Raw genomic sequence first — 15,836 nt, 5'->3', positions numbered from 1 at the left:
ATGTATGATGCAAGCAATATCGCGCTGCCCGACGGCAAGCTTTTTGTAGGTGGGCAATGGGAAACCGGCACCGGGGCCGAAATCACATCGGTGTTTCCGGCCGATGGCTCGGTAAACCGTGTGTTGCGCGGCGCGTCCCGTGCCGATGGCGAACGCGCGATTGCGCGGGCCAAGACCGCCCAGGCCGATCCGGCATGGCGCGGGTTGAAACCGCATGAACGGGCCCGCCATCTCTATGCCATTGCCGATGGGATCGAGGCGAACATCGAACGGATCGCCGTGATCCAAAGCCGCGACACCGGCAAATCCCTGAACGAAACCCGCGCCTTGGCGGGGTCCGCCGCCGGCACATTCCGCTATTTCGGTGCCGTGCTTGAAACCACGGATGAGGATCTGACCGCGCAGCGCGGCACTGCGCTGACCCTGTCGGTTTATGAGCCGCTGGGGCTGGTTGCGGCAATCACGCCCTGGAATTCGCCCATTGCATCGGATGCGCAAAAGATTGCCCCGGCGTTGGCGGCGGGCAATGCTGTGCTGTTGAAACCCGCGTCCTGGTCGCCGCTGGTCAGCCTGGAACTGGCCCGGATCGTCGAAGAGGCCGGTCTGCCCAAAGGGTTGTTTTCGGTCCTGCCCGGCGCGGGCCGTGAAATCGGCAACCTGTTGGTGGAACATCCCGATATCGCACGGGTCAGCTTTACCGGCGGCACATCCACCGGGCGCATGCTGGCCCGGCAGGCGGCAGAAAAGTTGATGCCGGTGTCGCTGGAACTGGGCGGGAAATCCCCGACCATCGTATTTGACGACGCCGATATTGATCAGGCCATTGCGGGTGTGATGTTCGGCGTGTTTTCTTCGACCGGGCAAAGCTGTATCGCGGGCGCACGGTTGTTTGTGCAACGCAGGATTCACGATGAATTTGTCACCCGCCTTGTGGCCGCAACCAAACGGTTGAAGGTCGGCCACCCCTTTGATCCCGCGACCCAGGTGGCCCCGATGGTCCATGCCGATCATCGCGACAGCGTGGCGCAATATGTGGAAATGGCACGTGCGGACGGGGCCGAGGTTCTGTGCGGCGGCACAGCCCCCGCAGGGCGCGATTACGAAAACGGCGCTTATTTTCTTCCGACCATCCTTGCCGGGGTCGACAACACCGCCCGGATTTGCCGCGAAGAGGTGTTTGGCCCGGTTCTGGTCGTGCTGCCGTTTGAGGACGAGGCCGACGTCATCGCGCAATCCAATGACAATGATTATGGGCTGGCGTCGGGAATCTGGACCCGCGACTTCCCCAAGGCCTGGCGTGTGGGCCGCGCGATCAGCACCGGCACCGTCTGGGTCAATACCTACAAGCAGTTTTCGATTTCGACCCCGTTTGGCGGTGAAAAAGACAGTGGCATAGGCCGCGAAAAAGGCCGCGAAGGCATGCGCGCCTATATGGCGCAAAAATCCTTTTACGTAGATCTGAGCGGCGCACCCCACCCCTGGGCCGGTGCCGCATTGGAGGTCTCATGACCGGACAGATTGCCATCATCGGAACCGGTCCTTCGGGCTGCTATCTGGCGCAGGCGCTGTTAAAGGCCCAGCCCGAGCTACAGGTCGATCTGATTGATCAATTGCCGGTGCCATACGGGCTGGTGCGCTATGGTGTGGCGCCGGATCATCAAGGCAGCAAAGGCGTCATTCGCCAATTCGCCCGGCTGTTCGAACGCCAGGGGGCCAGGTTCTTTGGCAACCTGACCGTGAATGATCAGCTGTCACTTGACGATCTGCGCGCGGCTTATGACGTGGTTGTTTTGGCGGCAGGTCTTTCGGGGGATCGCCGTTTGGGTGTCCCGGGCGAGGGTCTGAGCGGGGTTTTTGGCGCCGGTCGTCTGGTCTGGGCGATCAACGACCACCCGGATGCCATGGCCCTGCCCGATCTGGGGGCCCATCCGGTGATCATGGGCAACGGCAATGTGGCGATTGATCTGTTGCGGCTCTTGGCCAAGACCCCATCAGAGCTGGACGGTTCCGACGTCGGCGCATCTGTTGGTGACTGGCTTGCCAACAGCGGCATCGAAAGTCTGGAAATCATTGGCAGATCTTCGGCGGAACAGGCAAAGTTCGACCCGGTCATGGTCAAGGAATTGGCCAAGCTGACGGGCGTGTCGATAGAGGTGATCGGGGCGGCCGCAACGTCGGACGACCCGGCCGCCGCCCGCAAACTGGCCGCATTGGCCGAAATCAACGGCCATGGCAGCGGTCCGCGCCGCATCACCTTTCGCTTTGGGCTGACGCCCGTGGCGATCAAGGGCGACGACCGGGCAAACGCGGTGCACTTCCGCACCGAAACCGGCGATGACCAGATCATTCCCTGTTCCGCCTTTGTGACCGCGATCGGTTTTCAGGATCAGGGGCGGCTTGACCGGGAAACCCTGCTTGCACAGGCCGAGGATATTCAGGTCGGCAAACTGGCGGCGGGTCTTTATGCCACCGGATGGTTTCGCCGTGGCCCGCAAGGGACCATTCCCGAAAACCGCGGCGATGCACAGGCCCTGGCCAAACGCATTCTGGCCGATCTTGCCCCCATGTCCGACAAACAGGGTGCCGCCCTGTTTGCGTCACACCCCGATCTGGTGACCTATGCGGATTGGCAAATCATGGATGCACATGAAATATCGGCACCCCCAGCCGGGCGGTGCCGCCACAAGATCAAAACCCGTGCCGAGATGCTGGCACTTGGCAAGGCAAGCAAGGAGTTACTCTGATGAAGATCACCCTTTTGTACGGAACTGAAACCGGCAACGCCGAAATGCTGGCCGATGACATTCAGGCCGAATTGGAAGAGGCGCATGAAGTCGCCTGCGAAAACCTTGAGGATTTTGCGCCAACCGATTTTGAGCCGGGATGTTTCTATCTGCTGGTCTGTTCCACCTATGGCGATGGCGACCTGCCGGCCTCTGCCCAGCCGTTTGCGGCGGCGATGGCCGCTGAAACCCCGGATTTGAACGGCATTCATTTTGCCATCTTTGGGCTGGGGGACCGGGAATACGAAACCTTTGCGCAGGGCAGCGAGAAACTTGCAGCCTTGCTGGCATCACATGGCGCAACCCAATTGGGGGATCGGGTGGTGCATGATGCATCCGGCGATGACCTGGCCGAGGATCTGGCGTTTCCCTGGGCGCAGGCCATGGTCGAACTGGCCGAGGAAAAACTGAGCCAGGCCGCATGATCACCGGCGGATCAACGCCGCAACAGTTTCAACACCCATTCCCCCAGACAAGGAGGACGCCATGCAAGACCCCGCACTGCGCACCCAATCCAAAGGCCGCCCGCTGAGCGAAGCGGAAACCACCTTTGCGACCGATCTTGAACGTATCTACGAAACCGGCTGCCATGATTTCACGCTGGTTGTCGAACAGCTGAATGCCAGGGGCATCGCGCGCCCGTCGGGGCAAACCGGCGATTGGACGATCGAAATTTTCGCGGATGAATTGAAACAGATCAACGCATCACATGATGCGGCCCATGCCGAACACGGCGTCGGGGCCTGAAGGGGGAACAAGCCAATGCAAGCCAATGACGCAAACCGCCACAATCGCAACCGGGTCGAGGATTACGTGACCCAGGGCCTGCGCGGCTTCTGGATGCCGGTCGCGACCTCGGTCCAGCTCAAGGTCGGCAAGCCGCTGGCGCGCAAGATCGCCGGTGAAAACCTGGTGATGTGGCGTGACGGGGCCTGCAAGGTGCGGTGTATCGAGGATTTCTGCCCGCATCGCGGCGCGAAATTGTCGCTTGGCCATGTGCATGGCGACAACATCGCCTGCTGGTATCATGGTGTGACCGTTGATGGCACCGGCACGGTGGTGCGCGTCCCTGCGATGCCGGATTGCGCGCTGGAAGGGCGCAAGGCGCTGACCTCTTATGCCGCCGAAGAAGCCGGCGGTGCGGTGTTCATTTATATGCCATCGGCGGATCAGCCCGAAGCCCCGGAATTCGTTCCGCCTGTCGAATTCACCTCTGACGCCTGGCAGGTGTTCCCCTGCATGACCCATTGGGATTGCAACTACCGCCTCAGCCTCGACAATGCGGCCGATCCGATGCACGCCAGCTATTTGCACGCCGACAGCTTCACGCTGGCCTATGGGTCCAAGCAGGACACAATGAAGCTGGAAAAGCGCGAAAAGGGCTTTCAGATCGAACGGGTCTCGCAGCAGGGCGTGAATTTTGACTATACCGAGGTGGTGATGGACGAAGGCACGATGTTCTTTCGTCTCGACATTCCCTATCCCGATGGTGCCGGGCCGGGCGGGCCGTTTCGCATCATCGGGTTCGCCACGCCGATTGATGAAAACACCCATCACAGCTTTTTCTGGCGCTGCCGCGAGGTTCAGGGGCTGGCGGCGGAAAGCTGGCGGTTCCTGTATCGCGCGGTGCTGGAAGACCGCCATTGGCACGTTCTGGAGCAGGACCGCACAATGCTGGAATTGATCCCGTCCGACGCGCGCCGCCGCGAGATGCTGTATCAACATGACATCGGGGTTTCGCGTTTGCGCCAGATGATGGTGAAACGCGCCAAGGCACATTTCAAAGCGCTGGATGCGGCAGAGGCCGCAAAGGAAACCGCATGACCCCGATGGGCGCGGATGCGGTGCGTGCGGCTTTGACCGCACGTTTCGTGCCGGGCAAGGCGCTGGACCTGACCCGGCGCCACGTGACCGGGCCACTGGATTTGCGCGGATTGACGGTGAGCGGCTTTGACCTGAGCGGGTCGGTGTTCGAGGGACCGGTCGATCTGTCCGGCGCGACCTTCCTTGGGCTGACCTGGCTCAGAAACTGCCGCTTTGCCGCGGGTGTGCACGGGATGGACGCGCTTTTTGGCCATGACCTGCGGCTTGATGGCTGTGACATCAACGGCGATCTGACCCTGACAGGTGCCGAAATGCGCGGCACCTTTGTTCTGGATGATGCCACGCTGGGCGGAGCAACGGATTTGCGCAATATTCAGGCGCTTTCCAGCCTGTCCTGTGCCCGCACGCTGTTTCGCGGTGCTCTGGATCTGAGCGGCGCGGAATGCCTTGGCGGGATTTGGGCGGACAGCGCAGGTTTCGAAAGCGGCGTGATCGCCGAACAGACCGAAGTGCACGGCCGGACATGGCTGCGCAACAGCCGTGTTGGCGGGCCGTCACCCCGGACGCTGCAAACCCAATTGGTCACCTACGGCTATCTTTGGGAATGATCGGCAAATGGGACTGGCGGGCACGGTCCTATTGCCGGGAACATCATGGGGATCTGCGGGGATCGGAACACCGGGAAACCGCGACCTAGAACATATGGGAAATACTGGCTCCGCCGTCCTGCGACACGACCTGCCCGGATACAAAGCTGGCATGATCACAGGTCAACAGCATGGCCATGCCGGCAACCTCTTGCGGGGTGACTTTGCGTTTTGCGGGTGTCACGCTGGTCCAGTCGGAGACATGGGCCGCGTCGGGAACCATCCCCGCCGACACCGCGCCGGGGGCCAGGGCATTCACGCGAATGCCGAATTCGGACAGCTCTGTGGCCATCACCCGCGTCATGGATTCAATGCCCGCCTTCGACGCGCCATAGGCCAGTCGGCCCTTGATGCCATATTTGGCGTGGATCGACGAAATGAACAAAATCCGCCCCCCCAGTGTCACCATCTTGGCGGCGACCCCTTGGGCAATGCGAAAACTTCCCATCAGGTTCACATTCAAGACTTCGGAAAATTCGCTCTCGGACATGGACAGGAATTCATTGGCGCGGAAAATCCCGGCGGAATGAATTAGAACGTCAATGCCGCCAAGGATATCCTCGGCTGTGTCAATCGCCTCTGACACCGACTGACCATTGCCAAAATCGGCCTCGACCCAAGTGGCGTTGTCGCTTTTGGTTCTGTCAAGGTTCACCACATGGTCCCCGCGCGCCAACAGCGCCGAGATGATGGAAGACCCCAACGCCCCGCTGCCGCCGGTCACGATTGTGCGCAGTGGCGGCTTAGTCAATTTCGACATCCGTTTGCAGCTGAAATCTTTCCGGATCAAAGGTGGCCACCGAAATCTCCATCAGAATTGCGTTTTTGTCATAAAGCTGGGCAACGATGCGCAGCGCGGGGGCATCGACATCAACCCCGATGATACCGGCGATTTCAGCCGGGCATTTGATCGCCTTGGCCGTCTGGCTGACCCGGCCCACCGTGATTCCGAACCGCTCTTCTATGGTGCGAAAGACCGAAGGACCGCTTTGCTCCAGGATATGTTCAATCGCGGCATAGCGGGCGGGCACATAGATCTGGGTGTTGTTGAATGGCACCGTTTCCCCCGGCAATGTCCGGGTGCCGCTGATTTCCAGCCATTGATCGGTTTCGCTTTCATAGCCCTGCAAATGCGCGATTGTGTCGGTGGGAACGGTCCGGGTTCCGGTCAGGCGCAATTCAGTATCCCGGCCAAGGCTGAGCAGCTCATGCAATCCGGTTGTGCTCATGTTGAAGCGGGATTGCGGGCGGTCGGAAATGATCGTTGTGCCTGCCCGTTTCTTGCGTTGCAGGACGCCCACCCGCTCCAGCTCGGTATAGGCAAGCCGCAAGGTCGAGCGGCTGACCCCAAGCTCCACGGCATAATCGGCCTCTGGTGGCAGCTTTTCACCAACCTGCAATTGCCCTGCCTGTATCTTCTGTAAAATGGAGTCAGACAATTGTTGGTGTAATGCGGTCATTGCAAAGTCCTTGGAAGCCAAAGTGCCAGATCGGGAACACCGCAAGCAATATCGCAAAGCCAAGCAGGATGCCAAAGAATGGCAAAGCCGCGCGGGCAATTGCCCCGATGCTTTCGCCGGTTTGGGATTGAATGACGAACAGGTTGAACCCGATGGGCGGTGTGATCTGGCTGATTTCAACCGCGACAACCACAAAGATCCCGAACCAGATCGGATCAAACCCCGCCGCCGTGATCAATGGCAACGTGATCGGCAGGGTCATGACGATGATGGATGTCCCGTCCAGGAACATGCCCAGTGCGGCATAAAACACCAGAAGGACGATGATCAGCGCCATCGGCGACAGACCAAAGCTGGCGATTTGCGCCGCAATCGCCTTGGGTATGCCCAAGAAGCCGAAAGCCGAATTCAACAACGCCGCGCCAATCACGATCAGCCCGATCATCGCAGAGGTGCGCACCGCCCGCCGCCCCGCCGCCAGCATCGCCCGCCAGCTGAACCGGCCCATCGCGACCGAGATCAGAACCGCCCCAAGAACCCCCAGGGCGGCAAGCTCGCTCACGCTGGCAAACCCAAGGTAAAGCGCGCCCATGATCGTGCCAATCAACAGCGCAATCGGCCCGATGTCGCGCAACCCAGCCAAAAGCTCTCGGCCGGTTGGGCGTTCCACATGCGGCTGCGTGCGGGTGATGGTCTGATGTATCGCGATATAGAGCATGTAAAAGGCCGCAAGCGTCAGACCGGGAATGACCCCTGCGATAAACAGTTCAAGAATGGATTGCTCGGCCACCACGCCGTAAATGATCATGATGATCGACGGCGGGATCAAAAAGCCCAGGGTTCCCGCCCCGGCCAACGATCCCATCGCCAATTGCCGGTCATAGCCGCGCGCCTCAAGCTGGGGCAGGCTGACATTGCCGACAATCGCCGTTGTCGCCGCCGAAGACCCGGACACAGCGGCAAACAGCGTCGAGCCAACCACATTCACATGCAACAACCCGCCCGGCAAACGGCCAACCCATGGCGCAAGACCGGAAAACAATGACCGACCAAGACCGGCGCTGACCAGCACCTCGCTCATCAGGATGAACAATGGCAGCGACAGCAAAGGCGTGGGGATCAACGAGCCCCAGATCACGCCGCTGCTGAAAATATCCATTGGAATGTTGGGCTTGAAGATCGACAGCATCAGATAGCCGGTCGCAAACAACGACAGGCCGATCCAGACCGATCCGGCCAAAAGGCCGACAAACAAAAGACAGGCGACAACCGCGATTTCAAACATCAGCTTGTTCCTTGTCCGCGCCGCGCCATTCGAATTCGCGATTGGTGATGCGCCGTATCATCCGCGCAAGAAGATCGAGCCACAGCTGTGCAAACCCCCACAGGACAACCGCCTGCGGTATCCAGAGCGGGGTCTTGGACACCGAGGTCGCCAGAACATTGCGGTCAAAAGAGGTCGAAACCTTTGTCCACATGGCGCCCACGATCGCGGCAACAATGACAAGAGCGACCAGATTGGCCAGCACATCCATCCACTTTGCCACGCCCGAGGGCAGTTTTTCGGTCAGCAGCGTGATGCGCACATGCACCGCCGTTCGGATCGCGGGGCCAGAGGCCAGCGCGAAAACCGACGCCATCGCATATTGGCTGTATTCCCAGGTAAAGGAAAAGCTGCTGGCCTGCGCGCGGGCGACAACTTCGACCAGCATCAGGATGCAATAGCCGAAGATCAGCACAACAGCGGCCAATTCGGCCAGCCGCGACAGACGGTCTATGAGGGTGAGAAATCGGGTCATGACAGATCACGATACCAAGGGGCGGGCGCACCCGCCCCCAAGCATCTGCTTACTTGCCGGTCTGTTCGGCATAGGCCTCGACGACGGCCTGTGCTTCGGGAACATTGGCAAAGAAATCCGCCCACATCGCCTTGCCCGCTTCGGCCATTTTGGCGGTCAGGCTGTCATCGGCGGCAGAGATTGTCATGCCGTTTTCGACCAGAATGGCGGTTTTGGCCGCATCCTCGGCAGCAGAGGCCGCCCAGAAATCGGCCTCCATCTCGTCAGCCAGACCCTGGATCGTTTCGCGTTCCGCATCGGTCAACGCATTCCAGGCATCAAGGTTCACCGTCACCGCATCCGGCGACATCGACCAATTCAGCGGATTGAAATTGTCGGTGAACTGATACAGCTTTGAATTCGCCCCGGTCGAGGTCGAGGTCGCCGCGCCATCAACCGTTCCGGCGGCAACGGCTGTTGCCAGCTCCTCAAAAGGCAATTCAACCGGCGCTGCGCCCATCTTTTCCAAGAAGGTAAACGACGTCGCGTTGAACGAACGGATGCGCAGGCCGTTCATGTCATCCGCGCTGACAACCGGGTCTTTGGTGTAGACGCCGGGGGACGGCCACGGCACGTAATACAGAACCTTTTGATTGTGACGTTCAAAGATCGCGTCATAGGTCGGGCCAGCCACGTCAAGCCAGACCTTCATCTCGTCCTGACCCTGGATCAGATAGGGCAAGGTATCAACGCCCAAGAATGGCTCTTCGCCCGCCTGAAGGAACAAAAGCATATCGGCCATCTGAACGATGCCGACCTCAACCGCCGAGAGTTTTTCGGTGATCTTCACGCCAGTCTCACCCGACAGATGCACGGTGATATCGACCGATCCATCGGTTGCGCTGCGCACGGCATCGGCAAAGGCAATCGCGCTTTGAGCGTGAAAGTTATTGGCGCCCCAAGCGGTTGTCAGATCCCATTTGGTCTCTGCCATGGATGCAGTGCCGACAAGGGTCAGCGCGGTTGTGGCAGCAAAAAGCCTGGTCATCATAGTCATTCGTAGGTCCTCCTGTTGAGTGGAACGTTCTTGTTTACTTTGGTTTATAGATTTCCCGGGCAGAGTTTTGCGACACCAACCCATCGGCGACATCCCGGTCCAGGGCGGTTTGATCACGCGCTGCTGGGGCGCCATATCCACCGCCGCCCGGCGTTTGCAGGATGACGCGTTCACCGGCCGGAATACGGTACATGCCTTTGTCGGTCACCTCTGTGCCGTCGGTGATCGACACTTTGCCATTTGCGCCGCGCTTGCCGTTCTGACGGCCCTCTGGGCCGGATGTCAGACGTTCGAAGGCGGCGGCGGACATGAACATGTCCTCATTGATGCGCGAACCGATTTCGATCCTTTGCCCCAAACCGCCACGATACTGCCCAGCCCCGCCGCTGTCGCAAATGAACTCCTTGGCGTGGTAGATGACCGGCGCGGCCACTTCGGCGGCCTCAACCGGAACCGACCCGACACCAGAGGGAAATGCGGTCGTCGACAACCCATCGGTTTCGGGCCGCGCGCCCATGCCACCAAGAGCGACATTCAGCGAGGTAAACGGTGTTTTTCCCGCACCGGACAAGGACAACGTCCAAAGCGCACCTGCGCTTTCGGCCAGAACTTCGCCGGGCAAAGCCTGTTCAAGACAGCCCAGCATCAAATCGGGCAAGGCCTGGCCGATGACATGGCGGGCGGAAACCGGACTTGGCCGTTCGGCACTGACCACAAGGCCGGGTTCAGCGGTGATCGTGATCGCATCAAGCGAGGCCTGGTTGTTGGGAATATCCGGCGTCAGCAAGGCGCGGATGCCAAAAGACGCATATGCCGCACTGTAATTCAGTGGACAATTGATGCCGCGCCCGACCGCAGGCGACGACCCCGACAGATCCACCGCAATCGCCCCGTCGGATATGGTCATCCGCGCCCGAAGCTCGATCGGCGCATCATAGCCGTCCAGCATCATGGTATTTTCGTAAACCCCCTGAGCGGCGCGGGCCAAAGCCTTTTTCGTGCCAATCGCAGAGCGTTCAAAGATGAATTCCGCGACAGACACCAAATCCGCCAGACCGTATTCACCCATCAGATCCAACAGACGCGCCACACCGGTATCATTGCACGACAACAGCGACAGGATATCACCGCGCGCTTCATGCGGGACGCGGGAATTGGCGGTCACAATCGCCAGAAGGTCTTCGTTCAACGCCTTTCCACGGCGCAGATGCATCACCGGAAAGGTCACGCCCTCTTCATGGACCGAGGCCGCCTCGGCCGACCAACCACGCCCGCCAATATCAACAATATGGCTGGTAGAGGCGAGGTAGCCAACAATGTCACCATCCAGAAAGGCAGGCGTGACAACAACAAAATCAAACACATGCCCCGCGCCCAGCCACGGGTCGTTTGTCACCAGCACATCGCCGGGTTTCAGGCTGTCTGCCGGCACAAATGCCAACATTGCCCGCACAGAGGCCGCCATTGTGTTCACATGCCCCGGCGTGCCCGTGACCGCCTGCGCCAGCATATCGCCATTCGCGTCAAAGACACCGGCAGACAGATCGCCCGCCTCGCGCACAATCGCGCCAAAGGCCGCGCGCATCAGCGCATTTGCCTGTTCTTCGCAGACCGACACCAACCGGTTCCACAGCACATTCTGCGCCACGATATCCAATGTATGGCTCATGCCTCGCTCCGATCCAGAATAAGGTGGCCCTGGTCCGAGGTATGCACAGACCAACCGGGGCGCACCAATGTGGTGGTCTGATCTTCGGTCACAACCGCCGGACCCTGGGTCAGTGTCGGGCCAAGCGAGGACCGTTTCAGGGTTTGGTAGGTCAGTCTTTTTTGTGCTGCCAGATCAAACACTTGCCGCGTGGCAACCGGATCATTGGCATTTTGCGGGGTGAAATCCTGGGTGTCCAGCCCGCGTTTTTCGCGCGCCGTGACACTGACCGACACCAATTCAACCGGAATGTTTTTCAGGGTAAAGCCCACCAGATTTTCGTAGCGGCGGAAAAACTCGGCCTCCAGCTTGGCGGCATCAATCACAAAGCTGTCGGCGGGGTAATCCAGCGCCACTTCCAACCCCTGCCCCTGATAGCGCAGTTCAAATTTGACCGTGGCGTCGATGTGATCGGCTGGCACCGCCTCTCCGACAATTGCGCGCACATGCGCCAGTTGGTCAACAACCCGCTGCGTCAACTCTGGCGCATCAACCTCTGCCAATACCGCCATCACCGAAAGCGCGCTTTCAAATGCCACGGGCGAGCGCAGGAACCCGACCGCCGAACCGACACCGGCATTTTGCGGCACGATGATGCGCCGGATTCCCAGTTTCTCGGCGATCCGGGCGGCGTGAAGCGCGCCACCGCCGCCAGAAACCAGAAGATCAAAGCTCGCGATGTCATGACCCAGCTCAATGCCGTGCACACGCGCCGCATTTGCCATGGTTTCATCGGCCAGCTCGATAATGCCTGCCGCTGCGGTGTCCACATCGGCAATTCCCATCGGCCCCTGCACATGTTGCGCAATAACCTTGGGCGCGTTTTCCGGCGTGAGCGAAATCATCCCACCGGCAAAGCCTTCGGCGGCGATATTGCCAACCGTCAAATGCGCATCCGTGATCGTGGCATCGCCACCGCCCCGGCCATAGGCCGCAGGCCCCGGATCAGATCCCGCACTGCGCGGCCCGACCTTCAACCGCCCAAGCGTATCAACCCCGGCGATGGACCCGCCACCGGCGCCGATCTCGACCAGTTCAACCGTCGGCACACGCACCGGCAGGCCGCTGCCTTTGACGTCACGCCAGGCGCGGGCGACCTCGAACCGGCGGGTGGTGTGCGGATTGCCATCACAGATAAAGCAGATCTTGGCTGTGGTGCCGCCGATATCCAGCGACAATGTCTTGTTCGAACCGACCTCGCGGGCCACATGCGCGGCCAGCGCCACACCACCGGCGGGTCCGCTTTCGACCAAACGGATCGGAAACCGCATCGCCTGATCAAGCGTTGTCAAACCGCCGCCGGACAGCATCATCAGGAACGATCCGTCAAAACCCAATCGGTTCAACTCGGCCTTCAACGCGCCGAGGTATTTCGACATCAGCGGCCGCACATAGGCATTGGCACAGACCGTCGAGAACCGTTCGTATTCCCGAATTTCACAAGCCACATCAGCGCTTTGGCAGATGGTGACCGTATCGCCCAGCGTTTTCTGCAACCGGTCCGCAACATAGGCTTCATGCGCCGGATTGCGATAGGAATGCAGGAACCCGATTGCGACGGCCTCTACCTTTTCGCGAAGAAGCGTGGCCGCCAGCGCATCAATCTCGTCGTCTTGCGGCGCCTGATAGACAGACCCATCCGCAAGGATACGTTCCTTGATGCCCAGCCGCAGGGGCCGCGCGACCAGCGATTTGGGCATTTCGATGTTCAGGTCATACTGCTCGAAACGTTTTTCATACCGCATGTCCAGCACGTCGCGGAATCCCGCCGTGGTGACAAATGCCGTCTTGGCCCCGCGCCGTTCGATCAATGCGTTCGTGGCAAGGGTTGTGCCGTGGATCACCGCGGAAATGTCGGCATAGGTCTTGCCAAGATTGGCCAACAACCGCCCCATCCCATCAAGCGCACCCCGGTCAGGTGACGCTGGCGTGGTCAAAACCTTGACCGAGGTCAGCCCGGTTTCGGTTTCCGCGACGACGTCCGTGAACGTGCCGCCAATATCTATCGAGAACTTTATCATCCATCCATTAAGTCCGTACTTATTAATTAGGTCAACTTATTTACGATGGACCGTCAAAATATCTTTCGGAGCGCCCAAAAATTAATCAAAAGCGCAGGGTCGGGGCAGGAATCCGTGGCAAATCCCGGGGCACGCGCCAAGACAGCATGCGCCAGACGGCAAGCCGCGCCCGGCGCGAAGGCCGCCGGCGATCAATCCGACATCGGAAAATCTCTGACAACAGGGGCGATTTTGGTCGCGATAAGTAATACCGAAACCAACTTATTCAGATACGAAAGATATATTGGATGTACATATCGCTTGGGGATTAACATCAACACAACAAATGCCGCAGGCCCGCCGGGGACGTTTCGCGCCGCAATGGCGGTGCCAAATACGGCGCGGGCGGGCAGAGACCGCGGCATCATCGGGAGGACATCTAGAATGGAAAGACACGCACGCACGCGTGCCGACTTGTGGCAGTGCGAAGGCATGAAGGACTTGCAGACAGCGATCGTCCTGCTTGCGGTTGCAGTGGCCGGATTCGTATTCATCAACCCAAACGGATCATCGGTCTATCCCGGTGATGGGGGCCTGACATGGCGCACCCTGCCCTTTGGATATGCGGGTTTTCTGGGGCTGCTGGCCTGTGTCTATATCGCGCAATCCATCCGCAAGATCCGCATCGAAATGGGCCAGGTCCGGCCGACCCCGCCGGCGCCAGAGCAAGCAGCCGAGGACAGGGTTGTCTTTATCCGTCGGGCGATCAGCATCGCGCTGCTTCTGGCCTTTGCATCGCTGCTCAAGGTGTTCGGCTTCGCCCTTATGGTGCCGATCTTTCTGTTTTGCCTGTTCCGATTGTACCAACGCGGGCCCTGGACCGGCGATCTTGGCCTGTCGGTCGGCGGTGGTCTGGCGCTGTGGGTGCTTTTTGTGCCGGTGCTCAAGATGAACCTGAAGGGCGATATTTTTGACCCCCTTACCCCATTTCTTTTGACGATCACCAAAATGGCGGGCCTTTGATATGTTAGCTGGATTGTTTCAGGGCTTTGCCGAGATGGGCAGCCTCACCAACCTGTTGTTGCTCTTTGCGGGCACCGCGCTTGGCATCCTTGTGGGTGCGTTGCCGGGGTTGTCGTCGCCGATGGCGATCATCGTGCTCTTGCCCATCACCTTTACCATGGAAACGATGCCCGCCTTTGCGCTGATGATCGGCATCTACGTGGGCACCAAGCTGGGCGGGTCGTTTTCGGCCATCCTGTTGCGCACGCCGGGCACACCGGCATCGGCCTGTACGGCGCTTGACGGCTATCCGATGGCGATGCGCGGCGAGGCCGGGCTGGCGCTGGGATATGCCACCATGTCATCAACCGTGGGCGGCATTCTGGGCTGGATCGGTGCGGTGGTTGCCATTCCGTTGATTGCCGGGATCGCGCTTTATTCCGCGCCGCCGGACATTGCGCTGATTGGTATTGCCGGGCTGATCATGGTGGCGGCCTTTGCGCGGGGTTCCATCGTCAAGGGGCTGTCCGGGGTGCTGCTGGGGCTGCTGGTTTCTTCGGTCGGGATCGACGGGCAGGACGCGGTCATGCGCTATACCTTTGGCCTGACCTCGCTGGAAAGCGGCATTCCCTTTGCGGCCGTGCTGGTGGGGATCTTCGGCTTTGCCGTGGTCTTTGCCGACATTTCCCTGACCGTAAAGGGCAGCCAGTTGCTGACCAAGGATGTCACGCTGCGGGTGCCGCGCCCCGGCGACCTGTTCCGCCGCTGGCGGGCATGGTCCATCGGCAGCCTGTATGGGCTGGTCATCGGCGCCATCCCCGGTGTCGGGGCTGATGGCTCCACCTGGCTCAGCTATGCCACGGTCAAGAATTCCTCGAAAAATCCCCCACCCGAGGCGTTTGGCACCGGCGTCCCCGAGGGCATCATCACGCCCGAAGCGTCGAACAACGCCACAACCGGCGGCGCGTTGGTGCCGATGCTGACACTGGGCATTCCCGGCGACGGATCGACCGCGATCATGCTGGGCGCGATGATCATGCACGGGCTGACCCCGGGCGTCAGCCTGATGCGCGACGATCCCGATATCGTTTACGGGCTGCTGGCGGCGCTGCTGATCGCGACGATCTTCATGTTCTTTATCGCCATGGGCGCGATCCGGGCCTTTGTCTTTGTGCTGCAACGCGACCGCAATGTGCTGTTTCCCTTCATCCTGGTCTTTGCCTCTATCGGTGCCTATTCCAGCGCGAATTCGGTCTTTCCGGTCTATGTCGCCATCATCTTTGGCATCATCGGCTTCCTGTTGGAAAAACGCGGCTTTCCGGTGGTGACCATTGTGCTGGGCGCCATCCTGGGGCCGATCATCGAATACAACGTCCGGCTGGGGCTGGCACTTTCGGGCGGCGACTGGATGACCTTTGTCAACACCTGGCCGCGTATCTGCCTGGTCGCGGTGATCGCCCTGCTGCTGGCCAAGGAAATCCGCACCGCCCTGCGCCTGCGACCCGACACATCGGCGCGGTCCGCCATGACCGCCGCCAAATCTGCCGACTGATACCAACCCATCCAAAGGAGGAGCC

15 protein-coding genes are annotated in these 15,836 nt (G+C 60.2%); 8 read left to right on the top strand and 7 right to left on the bottom strand.

What is annotated here, in order from left to right; translation table 11 throughout:
• From AC0L4F_RS14835 to AC0L4F_RS14810, 6 genes are all read left to right on the top strand, one after another.
• A complete protein-coding gene (locus AC0L4F_RS14835) occupies positions 1–1,509 on the top strand; it encodes an aldehyde dehydrogenase (protein WP_244689561.1) in 1,509 nt (502 codons plus the stop codon).
• Complete coding sequence (locus AC0L4F_RS14830) at positions 1,506–2,744, top strand: FAD-dependent oxidoreductase (protein WP_244689559.1); 1,239 nt, start codon at positions 1,506–1,508, stop codon at positions 2,742–2,744. The genes AC0L4F_RS14835 and AC0L4F_RS14830 overlap by 4 nt, the downstream gene beginning before the upstream one ends.
• On the top strand, positions 2,744–3,208 hold the full coding sequence (locus tag AC0L4F_RS14825; RefSeq protein ID WP_244689556.1) for a flavodoxin domain-containing protein: 465 nt from the start codon (positions 2,744–2,746) through the stop codon (positions 3,206–3,208). Before AC0L4F_RS14830 ends, AC0L4F_RS14825 begins: the two co-directional genes overlap by 1 nt.
• Before the next feature lie 61 nt (positions 3,209–3,269).
• Positions 3,270–3,530, top strand: coding sequence for a recombinase-like helix-turn-helix domain-containing protein (locus tag AC0L4F_RS14820; RefSeq protein WP_244689554.1), 261 nt, complete (start codon positions 3,270–3,272; stop codon positions 3,528–3,530).
• A gap of 15 nt (positions 3,531–3,545) precedes the next feature.
• Positions 3,546–4,607: an aromatic ring-hydroxylating oxygenase subunit alpha gene (locus tag AC0L4F_RS14815; RefSeq protein ID WP_244689552.1), complete on the top strand. Its 1,062-nt coding sequence runs from the start codon at positions 3,546–3,548 to the stop codon at positions 4,605–4,607.
• Positions 4,604–5,215: a pentapeptide repeat-containing protein gene (locus AC0L4F_RS14810; RefSeq protein ID WP_244689550.1), complete on the top strand. Its 612-nt coding sequence runs from the start codon at positions 4,604–4,606 to the stop codon at positions 5,213–5,215. Before AC0L4F_RS14815 ends, AC0L4F_RS14810 begins: the two co-directional genes overlap by 4 nt.
• An 85-nt stretch (positions 5,216–5,300) precedes the next feature.
• On the opposite strand, the gene AC0L4F_RS14805 is transcribed toward AC0L4F_RS14810, so the two are convergent.
• From AC0L4F_RS14805 to AC0L4F_RS14775, 7 genes are read right to left on the bottom strand one after another with little or no spacing between them, the layout of a single operon-like run.
• Positions 5,301–6,005: an SDR family NAD(P)-dependent oxidoreductase gene (locus AC0L4F_RS14805; protein ID WP_244689548.1), complete on the bottom strand. Its 705-nt coding sequence runs from the start codon at positions 6,003–6,005 to the stop codon at positions 5,301–5,303.
• On the bottom strand, positions 5,998–6,714 hold the full coding sequence (locus AC0L4F_RS14800; RefSeq protein ID WP_244689546.1) for a GntR family transcriptional regulator: 717 nt from the start codon (positions 6,712–6,714) through the stop codon (positions 5,998–6,000). The genes AC0L4F_RS14805 and AC0L4F_RS14800 overlap by 8 nt, the downstream gene beginning before the upstream one ends.
• Positions 6,686–7,999, bottom strand: a complete 1,314-nt coding sequence (locus tag AC0L4F_RS14795) for a TRAP transporter large permease (protein ID WP_244689544.1) — start codon at positions 7,997–7,999, stop codon at positions 6,686–6,688. The genes AC0L4F_RS14800 and AC0L4F_RS14795 overlap by 29 nt, the downstream gene beginning before the upstream one ends.
• The gene (locus tag AC0L4F_RS14790; protein WP_244689542.1) at positions 7,992–8,513 is read right to left on the bottom strand and encodes a TRAP transporter small permease subunit; all 522 of its coding nucleotides are present in this window, start codon (positions 8,511–8,513) and stop codon (positions 7,992–7,994) included. Before AC0L4F_RS14790 ends, AC0L4F_RS14795 begins: the two co-directional genes overlap by 8 nt.
• A 49-nt stretch (positions 8,514–8,562) precedes the next feature.
• Complete coding sequence (locus AC0L4F_RS14785; protein WP_244689540.1) at positions 8,563–9,549, bottom strand: TRAP transporter substrate-binding protein; 987 nt, start codon at positions 9,547–9,549, stop codon at positions 8,563–8,565.
• Positions 9,550–9,583: 34 nt separating this feature from the next.
• Positions 9,584–11,218: a hydantoinase B/oxoprolinase family protein gene (locus AC0L4F_RS14780; RefSeq protein WP_244689538.1), complete on the bottom strand. Its 1,635-nt coding sequence runs from the start codon at positions 11,216–11,218 to the stop codon at positions 9,584–9,586.
• The gene (locus tag AC0L4F_RS14775; RefSeq protein WP_244689535.1) at positions 11,215–13,278 is read right to left on the bottom strand and encodes a hydantoinase/oxoprolinase family protein; all 2,064 of its coding nucleotides are present in this window, start codon (positions 13,276–13,278) and stop codon (positions 11,215–11,217) included. The genes AC0L4F_RS14780 and AC0L4F_RS14775 overlap by 4 nt, the downstream gene beginning before the upstream one ends.
• 423 nt (positions 13,279–13,701) lie before the next feature.
• Here AC0L4F_RS14775 and AC0L4F_RS14770 point away from each other — a divergent pair, with 423 nt between their 5' ends.
• Together AC0L4F_RS14770 and AC0L4F_RS14765 are read left to right on the top strand one after the other, a co-directional pair.
• Positions 13,702–14,280 carry a tripartite tricarboxylate transporter TctB family protein gene (locus AC0L4F_RS14770; protein ID WP_244689533.1) on the top strand — a complete coding sequence of 193 codons (579 nt, stop codon included), beginning with the start codon at positions 13,702–13,704 and terminating at the stop codon, positions 14,278–14,280.
• A gap of 1 nt (position 14,281) precedes the next feature.
• Positions 14,282–15,811, top strand: coding sequence for a tripartite tricarboxylate transporter permease (locus tag AC0L4F_RS14765; protein WP_244689531.1), 1,530 nt, complete (start codon positions 14,282–14,284; stop codon positions 15,809–15,811).
• Positions 15,812–15,836 lie beyond the last annotated feature (25 nt).

The sequence above is a fragment of the Marinovum sp. J2-8 genome (assembly GCF_055808435.1).
Note: the sequence above shows the minus strand (reverse complement) of the source record. Positions and strands in the feature narration are given on the sequence as shown.